At 63.8% G+C, this 16,929-nt stretch carries 10 protein-coding genes and 2 pseudogenes; 4 read left to right on the top strand and 8 right to left on the bottom strand.

Going from position 1 to position 16,929, the window contains the following annotated elements; all coding sequences use genetic code 11:
* Positions 1-186 precede the first annotated feature (186 nt).
* A complete protein-coding gene (locus ACG873_RS29545; protein WP_394893767.1) occupies positions 187-1,839 on the top strand; it encodes a lysine--tRNA ligase in 1,653 nt (550 codons plus the stop codon).
* Here ACG873_RS29545 and ACG873_RS29540 read toward each other — a convergent pair.
* Both ACG873_RS29540 and ACG873_RS29535 read right to left on the bottom strand, forming a co-directional pair.
* The gene (locus ACG873_RS29540; protein WP_394889384.1) at positions 1,802-2,572 is read right to left on the bottom strand and encodes a thermonuclease family protein; all 771 of its coding nucleotides are present in this window, start codon (positions 2,570-2,572) and stop codon (positions 1,802-1,804) included. The two genes, ACG873_RS29545 and ACG873_RS29540, sit on opposite strands and share 38 nt — an antisense overlap.
* Before the next feature lie 8 nt (positions 2,573-2,580).
* Positions 2,581-3,232 (bottom strand): annotated as a pseudogene (locus tag ACG873_RS29535) (S24 family peptidase).
* A 281-nt stretch (positions 3,233-3,513) separates the two neighbouring features.
* On the opposite strand from ACG873_RS29535, the gene ACG873_RS29530 reads away from it, so the two are divergent.
* Together ACG873_RS29530 and ACG873_RS29525 are read left to right on the top strand one after the other, a co-directional pair.
* Positions 3,514-4,188: a hypothetical protein gene (locus ACG873_RS29530; RefSeq protein ID WP_394889383.1), complete on the top strand. Its 675-nt coding sequence runs from the start codon at positions 3,514-3,516 to the stop codon at positions 4,186-4,188.
* Positions 4,185-4,580 carry a DUF2019 domain-containing protein gene (locus tag ACG873_RS29525; RefSeq protein ID WP_394889382.1) on the top strand — a complete coding sequence of 132 codons (396 nt, stop codon included), beginning with the start codon at positions 4,185-4,187 and terminating at the stop codon, positions 4,578-4,580. The genes ACG873_RS29530 and ACG873_RS29525 overlap by 4 nt, the downstream gene beginning before the upstream one ends.
* A 154-nt stretch (positions 4,581-4,734) precedes the next feature.
* Here the strand turns inward: ACG873_RS29525 and ACG873_RS29520 are convergent, their stop codons facing one another.
* The 6 genes and pseudogenes from ACG873_RS29520 to ACG873_RS29495 all read right to left on the bottom strand — a co-directional run bounded on the left by ACG873_RS29520 (position 4,735) and on the right by ACG873_RS29495 (position 12,579).
* On the bottom strand, positions 4,735-5,286 hold the full coding sequence (locus ACG873_RS29520) for a thioesterase family protein (RefSeq protein WP_394889381.1): 552 nt from the start codon (positions 5,284-5,286) through the stop codon (positions 4,735-4,737).
* Positions 5,287-5,300: 14 nt separating this feature from the next.
* Positions 5,301-7,520 (bottom strand): 3-hydroxyacyl-CoA dehydrogenase NAD-binding domain-containing protein, encoded by a 2,220-nt coding sequence (locus ACG873_RS29515; RefSeq protein WP_394889380.1) that lies wholly within the window; start codon positions 7,518-7,520, stop codon positions 5,301-5,303.
* Positions 7,521-7,536: 16 nt separating this feature from the next.
* On the bottom strand, positions 7,537-8,745 hold the full coding sequence (locus tag ACG873_RS29510) for an acetyl-CoA C-acetyltransferase (RefSeq protein WP_394889379.1): 1,209 nt from the start codon (positions 8,743-8,745) through the stop codon (positions 7,537-7,539).
* A gap of 32 nt (positions 8,746-8,777) precedes the next feature.
* A pseudogene (locus ACG873_RS29505) lies at positions 8,778-9,883 on the bottom strand (acyl-CoA dehydrogenase family protein).
* A gap of 124 nt (positions 9,884-10,007) precedes the next feature.
* Positions 10,008-11,801, bottom strand: a complete 1,794-nt coding sequence (locus ACG873_RS29500) for an acyl-CoA dehydrogenase C-terminal domain-containing protein (protein WP_394889378.1) — start codon at positions 11,799-11,801, stop codon at positions 10,008-10,010.
* A gap of 304 nt (positions 11,802-12,105) precedes the next feature.
* Positions 12,106-12,579 carry a MerR family transcriptional regulator gene (locus ACG873_RS29495; RefSeq protein ID WP_394889377.1) on the bottom strand — a complete coding sequence of 158 codons (474 nt, stop codon included), beginning with the start codon at positions 12,577-12,579 and terminating at the stop codon, positions 12,106-12,108.
* Between the two features lie 446 nt (positions 12,580-13,025).
* Here ACG873_RS29495 and ACG873_RS29490 point away from each other — a divergent pair, with 446 nt between their 5' ends.
* On the top strand, positions 13,026-16,811 hold the full coding sequence (locus ACG873_RS29490; RefSeq protein WP_394893766.1) for a peptidoglycan-binding protein: 3,786 nt from the start codon (positions 13,026-13,028) through the stop codon (positions 16,809-16,811).
* Positions 16,812-16,929: the final 118 nt, after the last annotated feature.

The raw sequence follows: 16,929 nt of genomic DNA, 5'->3' as shown, positions 1-16,929 counted from the left end.
GGCGCTGCCGCCGCAAGGAAAAACGGGGCAATGTTGACGCCCCCGACCGGCCCGCATAGACACCATCTGCAAACCCAGGGGGCGCCGATCAGGCGCTTCGCGCCGCGATCGATGGCGAGCGGGCTTGCCGAACAGCCCGATTGGCGCGCAACCGGCAGCGGCCGGCAGGAATACAGGACACGCATGATGGCGAGATCAAACCTGATCGATCTCAACCCCGAAATTCTCGAGGCCGCCGCCGAAAGCAAGGCGTGGCCCTTCGAGGAGGCGAAAAAGATCGTCGCTCGCTACAAAGGCCGGGATTTTCCGGAAACGGTGCTGTTCGAGACCGGCTACGGCCCGTCTGGCCTGCCGCATATCGGCACGTTCGGCGAAGTCGCGCGCACCTCGATGGTGCGCCACGCCTTTCGCATCCTGACCGAGGACAAGGTCGCGACCAAGCTGCTCTGCTTTTCCGACGACATGGACGGAATGCGCAAGATTCCCGACAGCGTGCCTGACCGCGCGTTCCTCGAACCGTATCTGCATATGCCGCTGACCTCGGTGCCGAACCCGTTCGCCGGCGATTACGAAAGCTTCGGGCATCACAACAACGCGATGCTGCGGCGCTTCCTCGACACCTTCGGCTTCGACTACGAATTCGCGAGCGCGACCGACTATTACAAGTCGGGCCGCTTCGACACGATCCTGAAGCGCGTCGCCGAACGCTACGACGCGATCATGGCGATCATGCTGCCGACGCTGGGCGAAGAACGGCAGGCGACCTACAGCCCCTTCCTGCCGATTTCGCCCCAGTCCGGCCGGGTACTCTACGTGCCGATGAAGCATGTCGACGCCGCCGCCGGCACCGTCACCTTCAACGACGAGGACGGCACGGAAACCACGCTGCCGGTCACCGGCGGCAGGGTCAAGCTGCAATGGAAGCCGGATTTCGGAGCGCGCTGGGCCGCGCTCGGCGTCGACTTCGAGATGTTCGGCAAGGACCACGGGCCGAACATGGGCGTCTACGACCGCATCTGCGAGGCGCTCGGCGGGCGCGCGCCGGAACACTTCGTCTACGAACTCTTCCTCGACGAGAACGGGCAGAAGATCTCGAAGTCGAAGGGCAACGGCATCACCATCGACCAGTGGCTCGCCTATGCGCCTACCGAGAGCCTGAGCCTCTATATGTACCAGAAGCCGAGGACTGCGAAGAGGCTCTATTTCGACGTGATCCCGAAGGCCGTCGACGAGTACTACACCTTCCTGTCGGCCTATCAGAAGCAGGACTGGAAGACCCGCCTCGGCAATCCGGTCTGGCACATGCATGACGGCAATCCGCCGCAGATCGACCTGCCGGTGCCGTTCGCACTGCTGCTCAATCTGGTCAGCGCATCGAATGCGCATGACAAGAGCGTGCTGTGGGGTTTCATTTCGCGCCATGTCGCGGGCGTTACGCCGCAGTCGCATCCGGAGCTGGACCGGCTCGCCGGCTACGCCATCCGCTATTTCGACGATTTCGTGAAGCCCGCGAAGGTCTACCGGTCGCCGGACGCCGTGGAAACCGAGGCGCTCCAGGCGCTGTCGGATGCGCTCGGGCAATTGCCGGCCGGCGCCGACGGCGAGGCGATCCAGAACATTTCGCTCAATGTCGCGCGGAAGATCGAGCGCTACCAGGACCACGCCAAGAAGAGCCCGGAAGGCGGACCCGGCGTTTCTGTCGCCTTCTTCCAGATGATCTACCAGGTGCTGATCGGCCAGGAGCGCGGCCCGCGCTTCGGCTCATTCGCAGCGCTTTACGGCATCGCGGAAACCCGCGCCCTCATTCAGAAGGCGCTGTCGGGTCAGCTGGCGGCCTAGGCAGAGCGCTCGTCGTCGAAGACGGCGGCGGAAGCGAGTCAGTGTCGGGCGGCCGGCCAAATATGCCCTTCTTCGCGCGCTTGGCCTTTTCGGCGTCGTCGCCGTAAGGGCCGTCCGCGTCGGCCCGCGCCCAACCGTACAAAACCAGCCACCGGCCAAGATCCTGCCTTCCGAGCCGGCATGGAGCGGTGACGACGTTCCGGTCAGGTTCGAGCGGCACGGCGCAGGTGACAGCCCGTCCGCGCAACAAGGCACGGAACATGGTGCGGGCGCGGACACCGCAGGCCCATTCCTTGCCTTCGAACAGGCAGGTCTCGTCGGGCGCGACCGCATCTATCCCCGCGATCGCCACCGTATGGCCCATTGCCTCGATCATCCCTGCCGCCGGCACGACCGGACGGTGGAGAAGAGTTCCTTCCCAATCGTCGGATATCGGCGCCTTCGGCGGCAGCGCGAGGCCGAGTTCGCCAAGCGGCGCGCGCGGGGAGACGCGTTCGAACTCTTCGGGCACGGACGGCGGCCCCGCCTTGCCGTCGGGCTGTGCGGTGCGCGACCGAATGGTCGGACGCGGCGGATCAGCCTTTGGAACAGCCGCAGTTTCGGGTCCTTCCGGCGATGCAACGCTGGAGATGTCAGGCGATTCATGCGGGATCAGCGCGCGCCCGCCGGCAAGAATGGCAATGCTTGCCCCAGCAAGCCCCGCCACAGCCGCCACGAAATGAAGCGCACGCATCGGCGCGGCTACTGGCTCGCCCAGACGATACGGGCCAGCCACTCAACGTCTTTTGCCGGGATGACGCGATCGGGATGGTCGGGATTGATCGACTGAAGCTCGATTTCCTTAGTGCCTTGGCGCGCAAGGACCTTTGCCATCACCTCGCCGCTGCCGGTCTTGACCACGACGCGGTCGCCTTTGGCGACCCTTGCCCCTGGCTCGACGATCAACACGTCGCCATCGCGATAGAGCGGCAGCATGGAATCGCCCTGGACTTTCAGCGCATAAGAATTGTCGCCGGCCCGCGACGGCAGTTCGATCAGATCGAAACCCTGGCCGACGGGGAAACCGGCGTCGTCGAAGAAGCCGCCGGCTCCCGCCTGGGCGAAACCGAGCAGTGGCACAGACGAGCCCTGCACCGGAAGGGGCCGATCCTTGACGCCGGGCTTGCCGTCGATCAGCGCCAGGAATTCGTCGAGCGAGGAGTTCGTCGCCTCGATGATCTTGGCCAGCGATTCCGTCGACGGCCAGCGCGGCCGGCCATCGGCCGAAAGCCGCTTCGACTTGTTGAAAGCCGTCGAGATCGAGCCCAGCCCGCTTCGCAAGCCCGGACGCCGAAAGCGAATAGCGCGCGGCAAGTGCGTCGATGGCGGCCCAAACGCGCTCATGCGAGAGCATGGCGTTCTCCGTGCCAGACAGGAAAAAATACCTTTTTGTTTTTAGCGCGGGTGGGAAGGGTTGTCCAGCATCCACACGCGAGCACAACGGAAGAAATACGCACGCGAACGATGAGGATGAAATTCCTTCGCGCTCCCAATGTGAAGCCACAGTTGTGTTCAAATTGTCGCTTCTTATCAGCGCTTTAGCTTGAAGCCGCGCATTGGCCGAATGTTTCCTCGGCATTCTTATCCACCACCAGCGCAGCTAGGCGACAATCCGCTTCGAAACAGGAGCGGAACATGTCCACCACAACAAACAAAAGCCCATCCATAGATCGGGCAGCGCTGATTTATTGCATCAAACGCGCTACCCTTCTTGTCGGAGCCGCGCTTCTGGAAGTCACGCAACTGAAAGCGGGCTTTCGTTCGGATCAACCGCGCGTCCCAGCAAGAAACCCCGACGGCAGCCAGTGGGCCGACGAAGACGGCGATGCCGATCTGCTGCTCGTGCAGGGCGAGCCGAACGAATTTCCTGAAGTTCCGGAAGACCCGCCGCCAACAACGCGAGAACGCAACTCGATTGCGGTGCGGATCGCAACGTTCCTGCTCGCGACGAATTCCGCCGTTCAGGCGGATAGAGTCAGTCGTTGGGTGTGGGAGCACGCGCGAGATCGCATCGTTGCATATCTTGATGAGCCGAAATTCCTCGACGAGTTACGCCGCGCGGCGGGAGAGCCCAAGCCAGGCTACGAAACTCCTGCGCGACAGGATGGATACGCGACGGAACGGATTCAGGGATGGCGAAATCTGGTGCGCATCCCGACCTACCGACATTGGCAGATCACAGGATGGTATGCGACAAAGAATCCTAGGTACGGGTGGATGTCACCACGTGACTATCTGCGTGGGAAGTCGTGGTCGGAAAGACATGCCGTCGGCCTTGAGGCTCTGAGATTGTTTGGGGTACTGAAATGACAGCGAAAAGTCGTACAAAATCTCTTGCGTCAATGTCGAACACCGAACTGGTGGATTTATTCGAGCAACTAAGTCTTGCGCAAGGCGAGGCTACGGCAAGTTTGCAATCTGCTCGCGCCAATCGCCTGATCCTGCGCCGCAGGGCATTGCTTTCGGAGATGCGGCACCGGCCGGGTGATACTCGAACAGCCCTTTTCGCCCTGTATGCGCATCGCCACCCGCAGGTGCGTCTGAATGTGGCCGAATCGACCTACGCTCTTAATCCTGAGCGGGCGAAATCCATCATTGAGGAGATCGCCACCTCGCGATTTCAGCCATGGGCAGGCGACGCCGGCATGTCGCTTTTTGCCTTAGCCAATGGAACTTCGCAGCTTCCCATGGATCCGGAATGAGGTCGATCAAACCGACTGTTTGGCGGCAAGTCGCCGCCCGACTATCTGCGTGGCCAGACCGTGGGAGGAGCGCGTCGCAAAGGGCGAAGGCTGTCCGTGAGGCATTGGCCAAGTAGTTGGCTCTCGCTCGGAACTGCATTTCGCAAGGGAGCGGTCAATCGGACCGGTCCCCCTTCGCCAGCGCCCGGAGCCCGGAATGCGAGGCCATGAAGATCCGTTCGGCTTCGCTCGGCTGCCGCGGTCTTGTCTCGAAGCCCAGCGCGGCAAGGACCTCGTCGATGTCGACGAAACGGCGGTTTGCAAGGTCGTAAACGCCCGCCGTGGTCATAACCAGCGCGGCGGTCTCGCCATTGTCGAGGATGAACTGGTGGCGGCCGATGACTTGGGTGCCGTCCCAGGTTTCGATCGACGAGACGACATCGAAGCGCCGCCACAGCCTGATCTCGCGGACGAACACCGACTGCACGCCGCCCATCATCGGCGCCCATTTTTTCTCCCGCATCAACGCCAGAAGGCCCGAGCGCAGAAAAATGTCCATGCGGCCAAGATCGGCCAGCATGAGGTAGCGGGCATTGTTCAGGTGGACGTTGAAATCGATATCGGTCGGCAGGCAGCGGAAGGCCAGGCGGCTTGTCCCGCCGGGCCGGTAAGGGCCGCGGCTTTTTACGGTCGCGGCCATTCGAGCAAAGCGGGCCCAGACATACATCAGGGAGCGTCCGGTCAGGCCGCTTTCTGCACTTCGTCCTTCTTGTACGGGTCGAAGCGTTCGTAGAACGTCTCGCCCTTGTCGGCCATGTCGAGCAGAAGCTTCGGCGCCTTGAACTGCGCGCCGAATTTCTTCTGCAGGCTTTTCGCCAGCTTGACGAACTTCTTCGCGCCCATGCCGTCGATGTAGGACAGCGCGCCGCCGGTATAGGGCGCGAAGCCGAAGGCCAGGATCGAGCCGACATCGGCCTCGCGCGGGTCGGTGACGATGCCTTCCTCCATGACGCGCGCCGCTTCCAGAGCGATGGTGACGAGGAAGCGCTGCTTCAACTCCTCGACGTCGACCTTTTCCGGCGCAAGCTGCGGATAGAGGTCCTTCAGGCCGGGCCATAGCTTCTTCTTGGCGGGCTTGGCCGGATAATCGTAAAAACCCTTGCCGTTCTTGCGGCCGTGGCGGCCATGCGCGTCGACCATGGTGTCGATGAGCTTCATCTGGTTGGGATCGACCGCCTTGTCGCCAAGATCGCGAATGGTCTGCTTCATGATCTTCTGAGCGAGGTCGATCGCGGTTTCGTCGGTCAGCGCCAGCGGGCCGACCGGCATGCCGGCCATCTTGGCGGCGTTCTCAATCATCGGCGCGGGCACGCCTTCGATCAGCATCCGGTAAGATTCGGACATGTAGCGCAGCACGCAGCGGTTCACGTAGAAACCGCGCGTGTCGTTGACGACGATCGGCGTCTTCTTGATCGCGCGCACGTAGTCGATGGCCATCGCCAGCGCCTTGTCGCCGGTCTTCTTGCCGAGAATGATCTCAACCAGCATCATCTTGTCGACCGGCGAGAAGAAGTGGATGCCGATGAAGTTCTTCGGCCGCGCCGAATTCCTCGCCAGCCCAGTGATCGGGATGGTCGAGGTGTTGGAGGCGAAGACGGCCGAGGATTTGAGCACGGCTTCCGCCTTTTCGATCGCGACTTTCTTGACCTCGGAATCCTCGAACACCGCTTCGATGACGAGATCGCAACCGTCCAGCGCGGCGTAGTCGGCTGTCGGCGTGATCAGGGAGAGCAGCTTTTCCTTTTCTTCGGACTTGGCGCGGCCCTTCTTGACCTGCTCGGAAATCAGGTTTTCGGAATGCACCTTGCCCTTTTCGGCGGATGGCATGTCGCGGTCGAGCAGCACCACCGGAATGCCGGCCTTGGCGGTCACATAGGCGATGCCTGCGCCCATGAAACCGGCGCCGAGCACGCCGATCTTCTTGAACTTGGTGTCGGGAACGCCGGCCGGGCGGCGCGCGCCCTTGTTCAGTTCCTGCAGCGAGACGAACAGCGAGCGGATCATCATAGCCGCTTCAGTGGTCTTCATGATCTCGGTGAAATAACGCTGCTCTATGCGCAGCCCGGTGTCGAACGGCACCAGCAAGCCTTCATAGACGCATTTGAGGATCGCGGTCGCGGCCGGGTAATTGCCGTAGGTCTCGCGACGCAGGATGGCGATTGCCGGCGGCCAGAGGTTGGCGCCCGCGGCCGAATAGACCGGGCCGCCGGGCAGCTTGAAACCTTTTTCGTCCCAGGGCTGGACCGGCTTCAGGCCGTTTTTGATCATTGCCTTGGCGGTCTCGACCAGCTTCTTCGGCTCGGCGATCTCGTGGATCAGGCCCATCGCCTTGGCTTTTTGCGGGGTCAGATTCTGGCCGGAGGTCAGCATCTGCAGCGCCTCCTGCGGCTGCGCCAGGCGGGGAACGCGCTGTGTGCCGCCGGCGCCCGGGAAGATGCCGACCTTCACTTCGGGCAGCGCCATCTTGACCTTGTCCGAATCCGCCGCGACGCGACCATGACAGGCCAGCGACATCTCGAACGCGCCGCCCATGCAGGTGCCGTTGATCGCCGAGACCCAGGGTTTGCCGGAGGTTTCGAGCTTGCGGAACAGGCCGCTCATGCGCCCGGCGCCGTCGAACAGCATTTTCACCGCCCGGTCGTGATCCTTCGCCTCTTCCTCGTGAAACAGGGTCAGCATGCGCTTCAGCATGGTGAGGTCTGCGCCGCCGGAGAAACTCTCCTTGCCCGAGGTGATCACCGCTCCCTTGATGGCGGCGTCGGCGGCGACCTGGTCGACGATCCTGTCGAGTTCGTTCATCACCTCCTCGGTGAAGACGTTCATCGACTTATCCGGCATATTCCAGGTGACAAGCGCGATGCCGTCGGCATCGGTCTCGACCGTGAAATTCTTGTAGCTCATTTCTTTTTCTCCCCGGTCAGACGCGTTCGATGATCGTGGCGGTGCCCATGCCGGCGCCGATGCAGAGCGTGACCAGCGCGGTGTTCAGGTCGCGGCGCTCCAGTTCGTCGAGCACGGTGCCCAGGATCATGGCGCCGGTTGCGCCGAGCGGATGGCCCATGGCGATGGCGCCGCCATTGACGTTGATCTTGTCGTGCGGGATATCGAAAGCCTGCATGTAGCGCAGCACGACCGCGGCAAAGGCCTCGTTGAGCTCGAACAGGTCGATGTCCGACAGCTTCATCTTGGCGCGCTTGAGCAGCTTTTCGGTCACGTCGACCGGGCCCGTCAGCATGATCGCCGGTTCCGAGCCGATATTGGCGACGGCGCGGATGCGCGCACGCGGCTTCATTCCCATGGTCTTGCCGGCCTTTTTCGAGCCGAGCAGGACGGCTGCCGCGCCATCGACGATGCCGGACGAATTGCCGGCGTGATGGACGTAGTTGACCTCCTCGATTTCCGGATAACGCTGCACGGCGACCGCGCCGAAGCCGCCCATCTCGCCCGGCATGGTGAAGGACGGGTTGAGCGAGGCCAGCGACTGCATGTCTGTCGTCGGCCGCATGTGCTCGTCACGGTCGAGGATTGTCAGGCCGTTCTGGTCCTTCACCGGCACGACCGACTTCTTGAACCAGCCCTTCTCCCAGGCTTTGGCCGCGCGCTTCTGGCTCTCGACGGCGTAGGCGTCGACATCATCGCGCGAAAAGCCGTATTTGGTGGCGATCAGGTCCGCCGAGACCCCCTGCGGCATGAAATAGGCCGGCATGCCGACTGACGGATCCATGAACCAGGCGCCGCCCGACATACCCATGCCGACGCGCGACATGGATTCCACGCCGCCGGCGATGACGATCTCGTCGCCACCCTGGGCGATCTTGGCTGCGCCGAGATTGATCGCATCGAGACCGGAGGCGCAGAAGCGCGAAATCTGGATGCCGGGCGCCGTTGTCGCGTAGCCGGCCTCGAAGGCCGAGGAGCGCGGGATGACAGAGCCGGCTTCGCCGACCGGATCAACGCAGCCGAAGATGATGTCGTCGACCTGACCGGTGTCGAGCCCGTTGCGGTCGCGCAGCGCCTCCAGCACCTTAGCGCCGAGGCGCACGGCCGGCACCTCATGCAGCGCACCGTCCTTCTTGCCGCGGCCGCGCGGCGTGCGCACGGCGTCATAGACATAAGCTTCGGCCATTTTTTTCTCCTCGAATGCCGGACCGCTGTCTCTCAGAGCGAGCGCGCGATCAGCAGTTTCATGATCTCGTTGGTGCCGCCATAAATGCGCTGGACGCGGGCGTCGCGGAACATGCGGGCGATCGGATACTCATTCATGTAGCCATAGCCGCCGTGCAGTTGAAGACATTCGTCCATGACTTTTCCCTGCAGGTCGGTCAGCCAGTATTTGGCCATCGATGCGGTTACCGGATCCAGTCCGCCATCGATGTGACGGGTCACGCAATCATTGTAGAAGACGCGGCCGATGGTGGCTTCGGTCTTGAGCTCTGCGAGCTTGAATTGCGTGTTCTGGAACTCGAGGATCGCCTTGCCGAAAGCCTTGCGCTCCTTGACGTAGTCGATGGTCAGCGCCAGCGCGCGCTCGACGGCGGCGATCGCGGTGGTGCCGATCTGCAGGCGCTCCTGCGGCAGTTGCTGCATCAACTGGACAAAACCCTGGCCTTCCTCGTGGCCGAGCAGATTGGAAGTCGGCACGCGCACGTCGTTGAAGAAAAGCTCGGACGTGTCGTTGGATTTCAGACCGATCTTGTCGAGGTTGCGGCCGCGCTCGAAACCCTCGACCTCGTTGGTCTCGATTACGATCAGCGATGTGCCCTTGGCGCCCTTCGACGGATCGGTCTTGGTGACGACGATGATCAGATTGGCGAGCTGGCCGTTGGTGATGAAGGTCTTCGAGCCGTTGATCGAATAGTGGTTGCCGTCGCGCTTCGCCGAGGTTTTTACCCCTGCAGGTCCGAACCCGCCCCCGGCTCGGTCATGGCGATGGCGCCGATCAGCTCGCCGCTCGCCATCTTCGGCAGCCACTTTTTCTTCTGCTCTTCCGAACCGTAGTGGAGGATATAAGGGGCGACGATCGAGTTGTGGAGGCCGATGCCGAAGCCATCGACGCCGACATGGCTTATCGCCTCGATGATGGCGCTCTCATGCGCGAAGGTGCCGCCCGAACCGCCATACTCCTCCGGCATCGACGCGCAGAGCAGGCCTGCCTGGCCGGCCTTCGTCCAGCTCTCGCGGTCGAACATCTCGGCCTTCTCGAACTCCTCGTAGCGCGGCGCGATTTCTTCCGAGAGGAAGCGCGTCGCCATGTCGTAGAGCATGGCGACTTCGTCGCCGGCCCAGGCGGGCTTCGGCAGGCCCAGGACTTCAGCAGGAACAGTGGCCACAATTTCCTCCGCTTCGGCTTTTTTGACGCGAGGCCGGGTCGAGCCGGCCCCGCGGAAATCAGAACGCTTCGGCCGGCAGCGCCATCGTCGATCCCGCGCCGCTCGAGATGCGGGCAAGGTGCGCAGATGTTTCCGGCATGGCACGATCCATGAAAAAGCGGCCGGTGGCCAGCTTGTTCTCGTAGAACGAGGCAGCGCCGTCGGCCCCGTCCGTGAGCTTGCCCTGCGCGACCTTGACCATCTGCGCCCACATGTAGCCGAGCGAAACCAGGCCGAAGAGATGCAGGTAGTCGGTCGAGGCGGCGCCCGCATTGTCCGGGTTCTGCATGCCGTTCTGCATCAGCCACATGGTCGCGGCCTGCAGGTCGTTGAGGCCTTTTTTCAACTGCTTCGTATAGGGCGCCATCTTTTCGTCGGCGCGGTTTTCCTCGCAGAATTCGCCGACTTCCTTGAAGAAGGCCTGCACGGCGCGGCCGCCGTTCAGGGCGAGCTTGCGGCCGACGAGATCGAGCGCCTGGATGCCGTTGGCGCCTTCGTAGATCATGGCGATGCGGGCATCGCGCACGAACTGGCTCATGCCGTGCTCTTCAATGTAGCCGTGGCCGCCGAAAACCTGCTGCGCCATCACGGCATGGTCGAAACCCTTGTCGGTGAGCACGCCTTTGATGATCGGCGTCATCAGGCCCATATGATCGTCGGCCGCCTGGCGCTCCTTATCGTCGCCGGAGCGGTGGGCGACGTCGGACTTGATCGCGGTCCACAGGATCAGCGCGCGGCCGGCCTCGTTGAAGGCCTTCATGGTCATCAGTGAGCGGCGGATGTCGGGGTGGACTATGATCGGATCGGCCTTCTTGTCCGGCGCTTTCGGGCCGGTCAGCGAGCGCCCCTGGATGCGGTCGCGTGCATAGGCGACGGCGTTCTGGTAGGCGATCTCGGAGACGGCCAGCCCCTGCATGCCGACGCCGAGGCGGGCCTCGTTCATCATCGTGAACATCGCCTTCAGGCCGCCATTCGCCCCGCCGAGAAGATAGCCCTCGGCCTCGTCATAGTTCATGACGCAGGTCGAATTGCCGTGGATGCCCATTTTCTCCTCGATGGAGCCGCAGGACACCGCGTTGCGCTCGCCCGGTTCGCCGCCGTTCAGCTTGAACTTGGGCACGATGAACAGCGAGATGCCCTTGACGCCTTCCGGTGCGCCCTCGATGCGGGCCAGCACCAGGTGGACGATGTTCTCGGCCATGTCGTGCTCGCCGGCGGAGATAAAAATCTTCTGGCCGGAAATCCTGTAGCTGCCGTCGCTATTGGGGACCGCCCTGGTGCGCAGCAGGCCCAGATCGGTGCCGCAATGCGGTTCCGTCAGGTTCATGGTGCCGGTCCAGACGCCCGTGACCATTTTAGGCAGGAACTTCTGCTTCTGCTCGTCCGTGCCGTGGACGAGGATGGCGGCCATCGCGCCCTGGGTCAGGCCAGGATACATCATCAGCGCCATGTTGGCCGAGGAGAAGTATTCGCCGACCGCCGAGTGGACGGAATAGGGCAAGCCCTGGCCGCCATATTCCACTGGAGCGGCAAGGCCCATCCAGCCGCCTTCGCGATACTGGTCGAAGGCTTCCCTGAAGCCCTTGGGCGTGGCGACGGAGCCGTCCTCGCGGCGGACACAGCCTTCGATGTCGCCGATGCGGTTGGTCGGCAGGATGACGTTTTCGGCGAGTTTTGCGCCTTCGGCGAGAATAGCCTCGAGGACATCGGGCGTGGCGTCGGAGAAGCCGGGAAGATTGCTGTAGCGCTCGTAGCCGAGCACTTCGTTGAGCACGAACAGCGTGTCCCGCACCGGCGCTTTGTATGTCGGCATCTCACTCCCTCCAATGCGATTTTGTCGGCCAGGAAAGCGACGAGCGCAAGCGGCCGCGAGTCGATGGCCATCAGCAATAATTGACGTTTGCGTAAACGTCAATTGGCGAGGAGCGGAACCCGTCGGAAATTTGAGCGCGCGCGGAAGCGTGCCAGGCGACCGCCAGCACGGGGGCGCGCAAGAAAAAGGGCGCTCATCGCGCCCTTTTTTCTCCAGCCAAGCCGGATAGCGCATGATCCCGAAAACCGGGACCGGTTCGCGGAACTACCATGCGCAGATTTGAAGTCTTAGAGCACCGCCCGGTTCAGGCGGCGCTGTTGGTCTGCGAGGAGCGCTCGGCGAGCATCTTCCGCACCAGCGACATCGAGTTGCTCAACTCGTCGATGGCATCCTCGATCACCTGCTTCTGCTTCTGCAGGCGGGCGAGTTGCTTCTCGGACTTGTCGAGCGCCAGGCGGAGCTGCTTGGTGTTGGTTCCGGACGGATCGTAGAGATCCATCATCTGCTTCACGTCGCGCAGCGAGAAACCGACCTTGCGGCCGAGCAGGATCAGCTTCAGCCGGGCCTTATCGCGGCGGGTGTAGAGGCGGGTGCTGCCATCGCGCTGCGGATGCAGAAGCCCCTTGTCTTCGTAGAAGCGAAGCGTGCGCAGGGTTACGCCGAACTTCTTGGCCATGTCGCCGATCCTGAGGAAGCCGTCGGCGGCCCCTCCCTGATCCACAAACATGTTGTCGGCGACCCCGGCATCGTCGCCGGCTTTCATAAGTTTCATCGTCATCTTGCTTTTTCCCCATGGGGCGCGCGGTCGGTTCCGCTTGCGCCGGGCGGAAGCATTGGGGCGTTGGCTTCCAGCGGTGGTTTCTACTAAGGACTGCCGTAGCGGCACGGTTTCCGCACCTGTTACGTTTACGTAAATGCTATAGCTGCGCGGCAACAGCGGCGCAAGTGCGGCCCGGCTGAAAGAGTGTCGCACCGCGTGCGAGCCGCGTCATCCTTTTTCAGCAATCCTTGCGCGATCTTAAGCTTGGTTAACGCCTTATTTACCACGTTGGGCGAATTGTGCGCATGTCGGTCGTCCGTGGCTATTTAGTATCTTGGTTCTTCACGGTTTTCGGAGCGAGGCGCAAGCCGCAACTCCACGTCCGCGGTTTGGCCGCGGTCGCATCCGGCACGGGTTTCGTTGCATCCGGCCGGGGCCGGAGAAGCTGGCAGATGGGCGTTTCTATGAACAGCAAGCGGTCATATCTCGACACACTGAACGCCGGAAGGCAGCGCAGGCCGCACACCACGCTCGAGCAGTTGAACCGTTCGCTGGAAACGCTGGAGCAGCGGCTTGGCCGCACGCCCGATCGGGACGACCTGAATGGCGCGGGCCGCGGCGAACCCGATCGCTTGGGCCGGCAGACACGCTTCGACGCGGAGCCGCCCTACCCGCAGCATACCGCCGGCGAGCAGCCCTACCGGTCGATGGCGCGCGATCTCGACCGCCTGCGCGGCCAGGAGGACGGCATGGCCGCCGCCGGCAAGATCGCCGGCGAATTGAAGGCGCTGCGCGAGGAACTGCGCCAGCAGGTGACATCGGGGATACGCCGCGAATTCGAAAGCCTGCGCAAGGATATCGAACTGGCCTGCGCGTCCGGCGCCACGGCGCGGGCAGGCGAGGAACTCGGCCGCGAGTTCGAGCGCATCTCGGCGGCGATCCAGACGCTTTCGGAGCGCAGCGACGACAAGGGCATCAACCTGCTGCGGCTGGAACTGGAGCAGGTGAAGTCCGCGCTCGACACGCTCGCCCGCGAGGAGACGGTGCTGTCGGTCGACCGCCGCTGGGACGAATTCGATCGGCGCTGGAGCGCTTTCGAGGACCGCGCAGACGCCCGCGAGAAGGCGGAAGCGCCGGGCCTCGCCGCACTGACCGCCCGGCTCGAGCAGATCAGCGAAGCCGTCAACAACCTGCCCGAATCGCTGTCGTTGCGCTCGTTCGAAGAGAAAGTGCGCACGCTCGCGGGCGCGGTCGACCATTTCGCCCGCCAGCAGGAGCATGGCGGGTCGGAGACGTTCAGCCTGATCGAGGAACGCCTCGACGAAATCTCGCGCGCCATCGTGGCCTCGACGGCCGCCGCGCAGATGCCGAATTTCGACCCGGAGCCCTTCGAGCGCATCGAGGCCAGGATCTCGGCGCTGGCGCGACAGATCGACGAGGTCGCCGAGGACCGGCCGACCAACGAGGTGATCGAGCGCATCAACTTCCTGTCGCAGCGCGTCGACGAACTCGCCGCGCACGCCAACGCGCCCGACCATGCGATGGAAAGGCTGGCCAAGCAGATCGCCGCGATCGCCGAAAAGATCGACCGCGTCCCGACGCCGCCGGACGCCGACTACATTTTCCAGGGCATCGAGCAGCGCTTCGACCTTTTGTCCAGCATGATCGAGCGCCGGCAGGGCGACGCGCTGGAACAGGGCAACATGCTGTTTCGCGACCTCGAACGGCGCCTCGACGAAGTGGCCGACCGGCTCGACCAGAAGGTTCCGGACGCCGCCTTCGACAATGCCGCGATCATGAACGCCATCGACGCGCGCTTTGCCGCCCTCGCCGACAAGATCGGCGCGAGCGCGCCCGGCGATGCCGGCCACGACGCCATGCGCGGGCTGGAAGCGCGGCTGGAAAGCATTTCGAGCCGGCTCGATTCGTCGTCCGTACAGTTTGCCGGCATCGATCCTGAGCTGATCCGCAGCCTGGAAGCGCAGGTAGCGGGACTTTCCAACCACCTCACCCGACCCGGAACGCCGCTGCCCGAACTGGAGAACATCGGACCGCGTCTCGACGATATCGAGAAATCGATCGCCGGCAGCCGCGAATCGATCCTCGAAGCGGCGCGCCAGGCAGCCGAGAATGCGGTGCGCACGCTCGATGGATCGCAGACGCACACCGCGGCGGTCACCGGCCTCGCCCAGGATCTCAAGGCGCTGGAGGCGCTGACACGCCGCTCGGACGAACGCAACACCAAGACTTTCGAAGCCATCCACGACACGCTGATCAAGATCGTCGACCGCCTTGCCTCGCTCGAAACCTCCGACGACGGCGAAGCGGATACGCGGCCTGCCCCACGGCGCAAGCTTTCGCTTCAGGACGCCCCGTCGCTCGATTTCGACGAAGCCATGTCGCTCCATGTCACGGACCCGGAAGCGGCGCAGGCGCCCCACACCGCGCCCGGCCAACGCACCCCGGCCGAGGCCGCCGCGGCGGCGGCGGAAGCTGCACTCGGCTCCGACACTATCGCCGACGCCGAGCCAGCCGGGCGGCGCTCCATGCTCGGCGGCCTGGCGCGCGCGCTGACTGGCAGGAAAGACAAGGCGACGCTGCCGCTCGCCGGGTCGGCGGCCCCCTCCCCGACCATGGGCGAAGAGGCGCCGAACGTCGATCTCGACGAGCCGCTCGATCCGAAACTCGCAAACCGTCCGCTGGAGCCCGGCTCGGGTGGCCCGGACCTCAATGCCATCATGAGGCGGGTGCGCGACGAACGCGCACAGCCCGTCAAGCCGGCCGAGGCCGATGCCGCGAAGTCCGATTTCATCGCCGCCGCGCGACGCGCCGCGCAGGCGGCTGCGGCCGAAGCCGAGGTGCTGAAGCGCAATGCCGATCTCGGCGGCCCCGTGCGGGCGCTGCGCATCGGCGACCTGCTCAAGAAGCGCCGCAAGACGATCCTGATGGCCAGCGCCGGCATCGTTGTCGCGCTCGCCGGCCTGCAACTCGGCAAGGCGTTCCTGGCCGATGGCGGCGTCGAGGTGGTTGACGTTTCGACCGTGCCGCTCGTTGCCCAGCAGCAGATCGAGACGGCCGCAACGCCGGAGCCCGTCCAGGAGAACGCCGCGCCGCAGCCTGTGCAGCAAGATGCCGCGCCGGCCGAAAGCGCCGAGGTTCGCAACATAGACGAGGAGGCGTCGTCCGGACCCGTCGAGGCAGTCGATGACGCGCCGTCGGCAGTGATTTCGCCGGAGACGCCCGTCGAACCCGCGCAGGCGACCGTGGCGCCGCCCGCCGACGAGACCGTCTTCGTGGATGAAACCCCGGCGGCCGAAACGGCGGCCGTACCTCAGCCGGTGACGGCACCCGTGCCCACTGCTGCCGAGCCGGCCTCTGTGGGTGCGACCCCTGCGTTCAGCGTGCCGGTCGAAGCTGGGCCGGTCGCGCTACGCGAGGCGGCGGACGCAGGCGACGCCAAGGCGCTGTTTGAGGTCGCCGCACGCTACGCGGAAGGCCGCGGCGTCAAGACCGACATGAAGGAAGCCGCGAAATGGTACGAGAAATCGGCCGAACTCGGCTTCGCGCCTGCGCAATACCGCATAGGCAATTTCTACGAAAAGGGCATCGGCGTCGAACGCGACGTGCCGAAGGCGAAGACCTGGTATCAGTTGGCTGCGGCGCAGGGGAACGCAAGCGCGATGCACAATCTGGCCGTGCTGTTCGCCATGGGCACCGACGGCGCCGCCGACAATGAATCGGCGGCCCGCTGGTTTGCCGACGCCGCCGAACTGGGCGTCAAGGACAGCCAGTTCAATCTCGGCATCCTCGCGGCCAAGGGCGTCGGCATGACGCAGAACCTCGAGGAATCCTACAAATGGTTCGCACTGGTCGCCAAGGCAGGCGACCGCGACGCCGCCGCCAAGCGCGACGAGATCGCCAATGCGCTGCGGCCCGAGCAGCTGGAGCGTGCCCGCTCCACGGCGGAACTGTGGAAAGCCAAGCCGCTCAACGCCGAAACGAACGTCGTCGACATACCCGATTCCTGGCAGGAAAGCAGCGCCGACACCACCGCCAGCATCGACATGAAGAAGGCGGTCGAGAACATCCAGGCCATCCTCAACAAGAACGGATACGAAGCCGGCAACGCAGACGGCGTCATGGGCGAGAAGACCAAATCCGCCATCGTCGCGTTCCAGAAGGACAACGAACTGGCGCCTACCGGCGAGATCGACGAAAAGCTGGTTCGTGCGCTGATTGCGCGCAAATGATCGCAACCGGCGTCGCTACGGGAACGCTTTGGTTACGGACTCGATATTAAGCTGTTGAGATGGTTTTTGTTTCGACAGTGCGGCGAGGTTTGACTTCGCCGCATTGTCGGCGCAAGAG

It is taken from the genome of Allomesorhizobium aridi (genome assembly GCF_043769475.1).
Lineage (GTDB): Bacteria > Pseudomonadota > Alphaproteobacteria > Rhizobiales > Rhizobiaceae > Allomesorhizobium.
The sequence above is the reverse complement of the archived record's forward strand: the minus strand, read 5'-3'. Positions and strand labels throughout refer to the sequence as shown.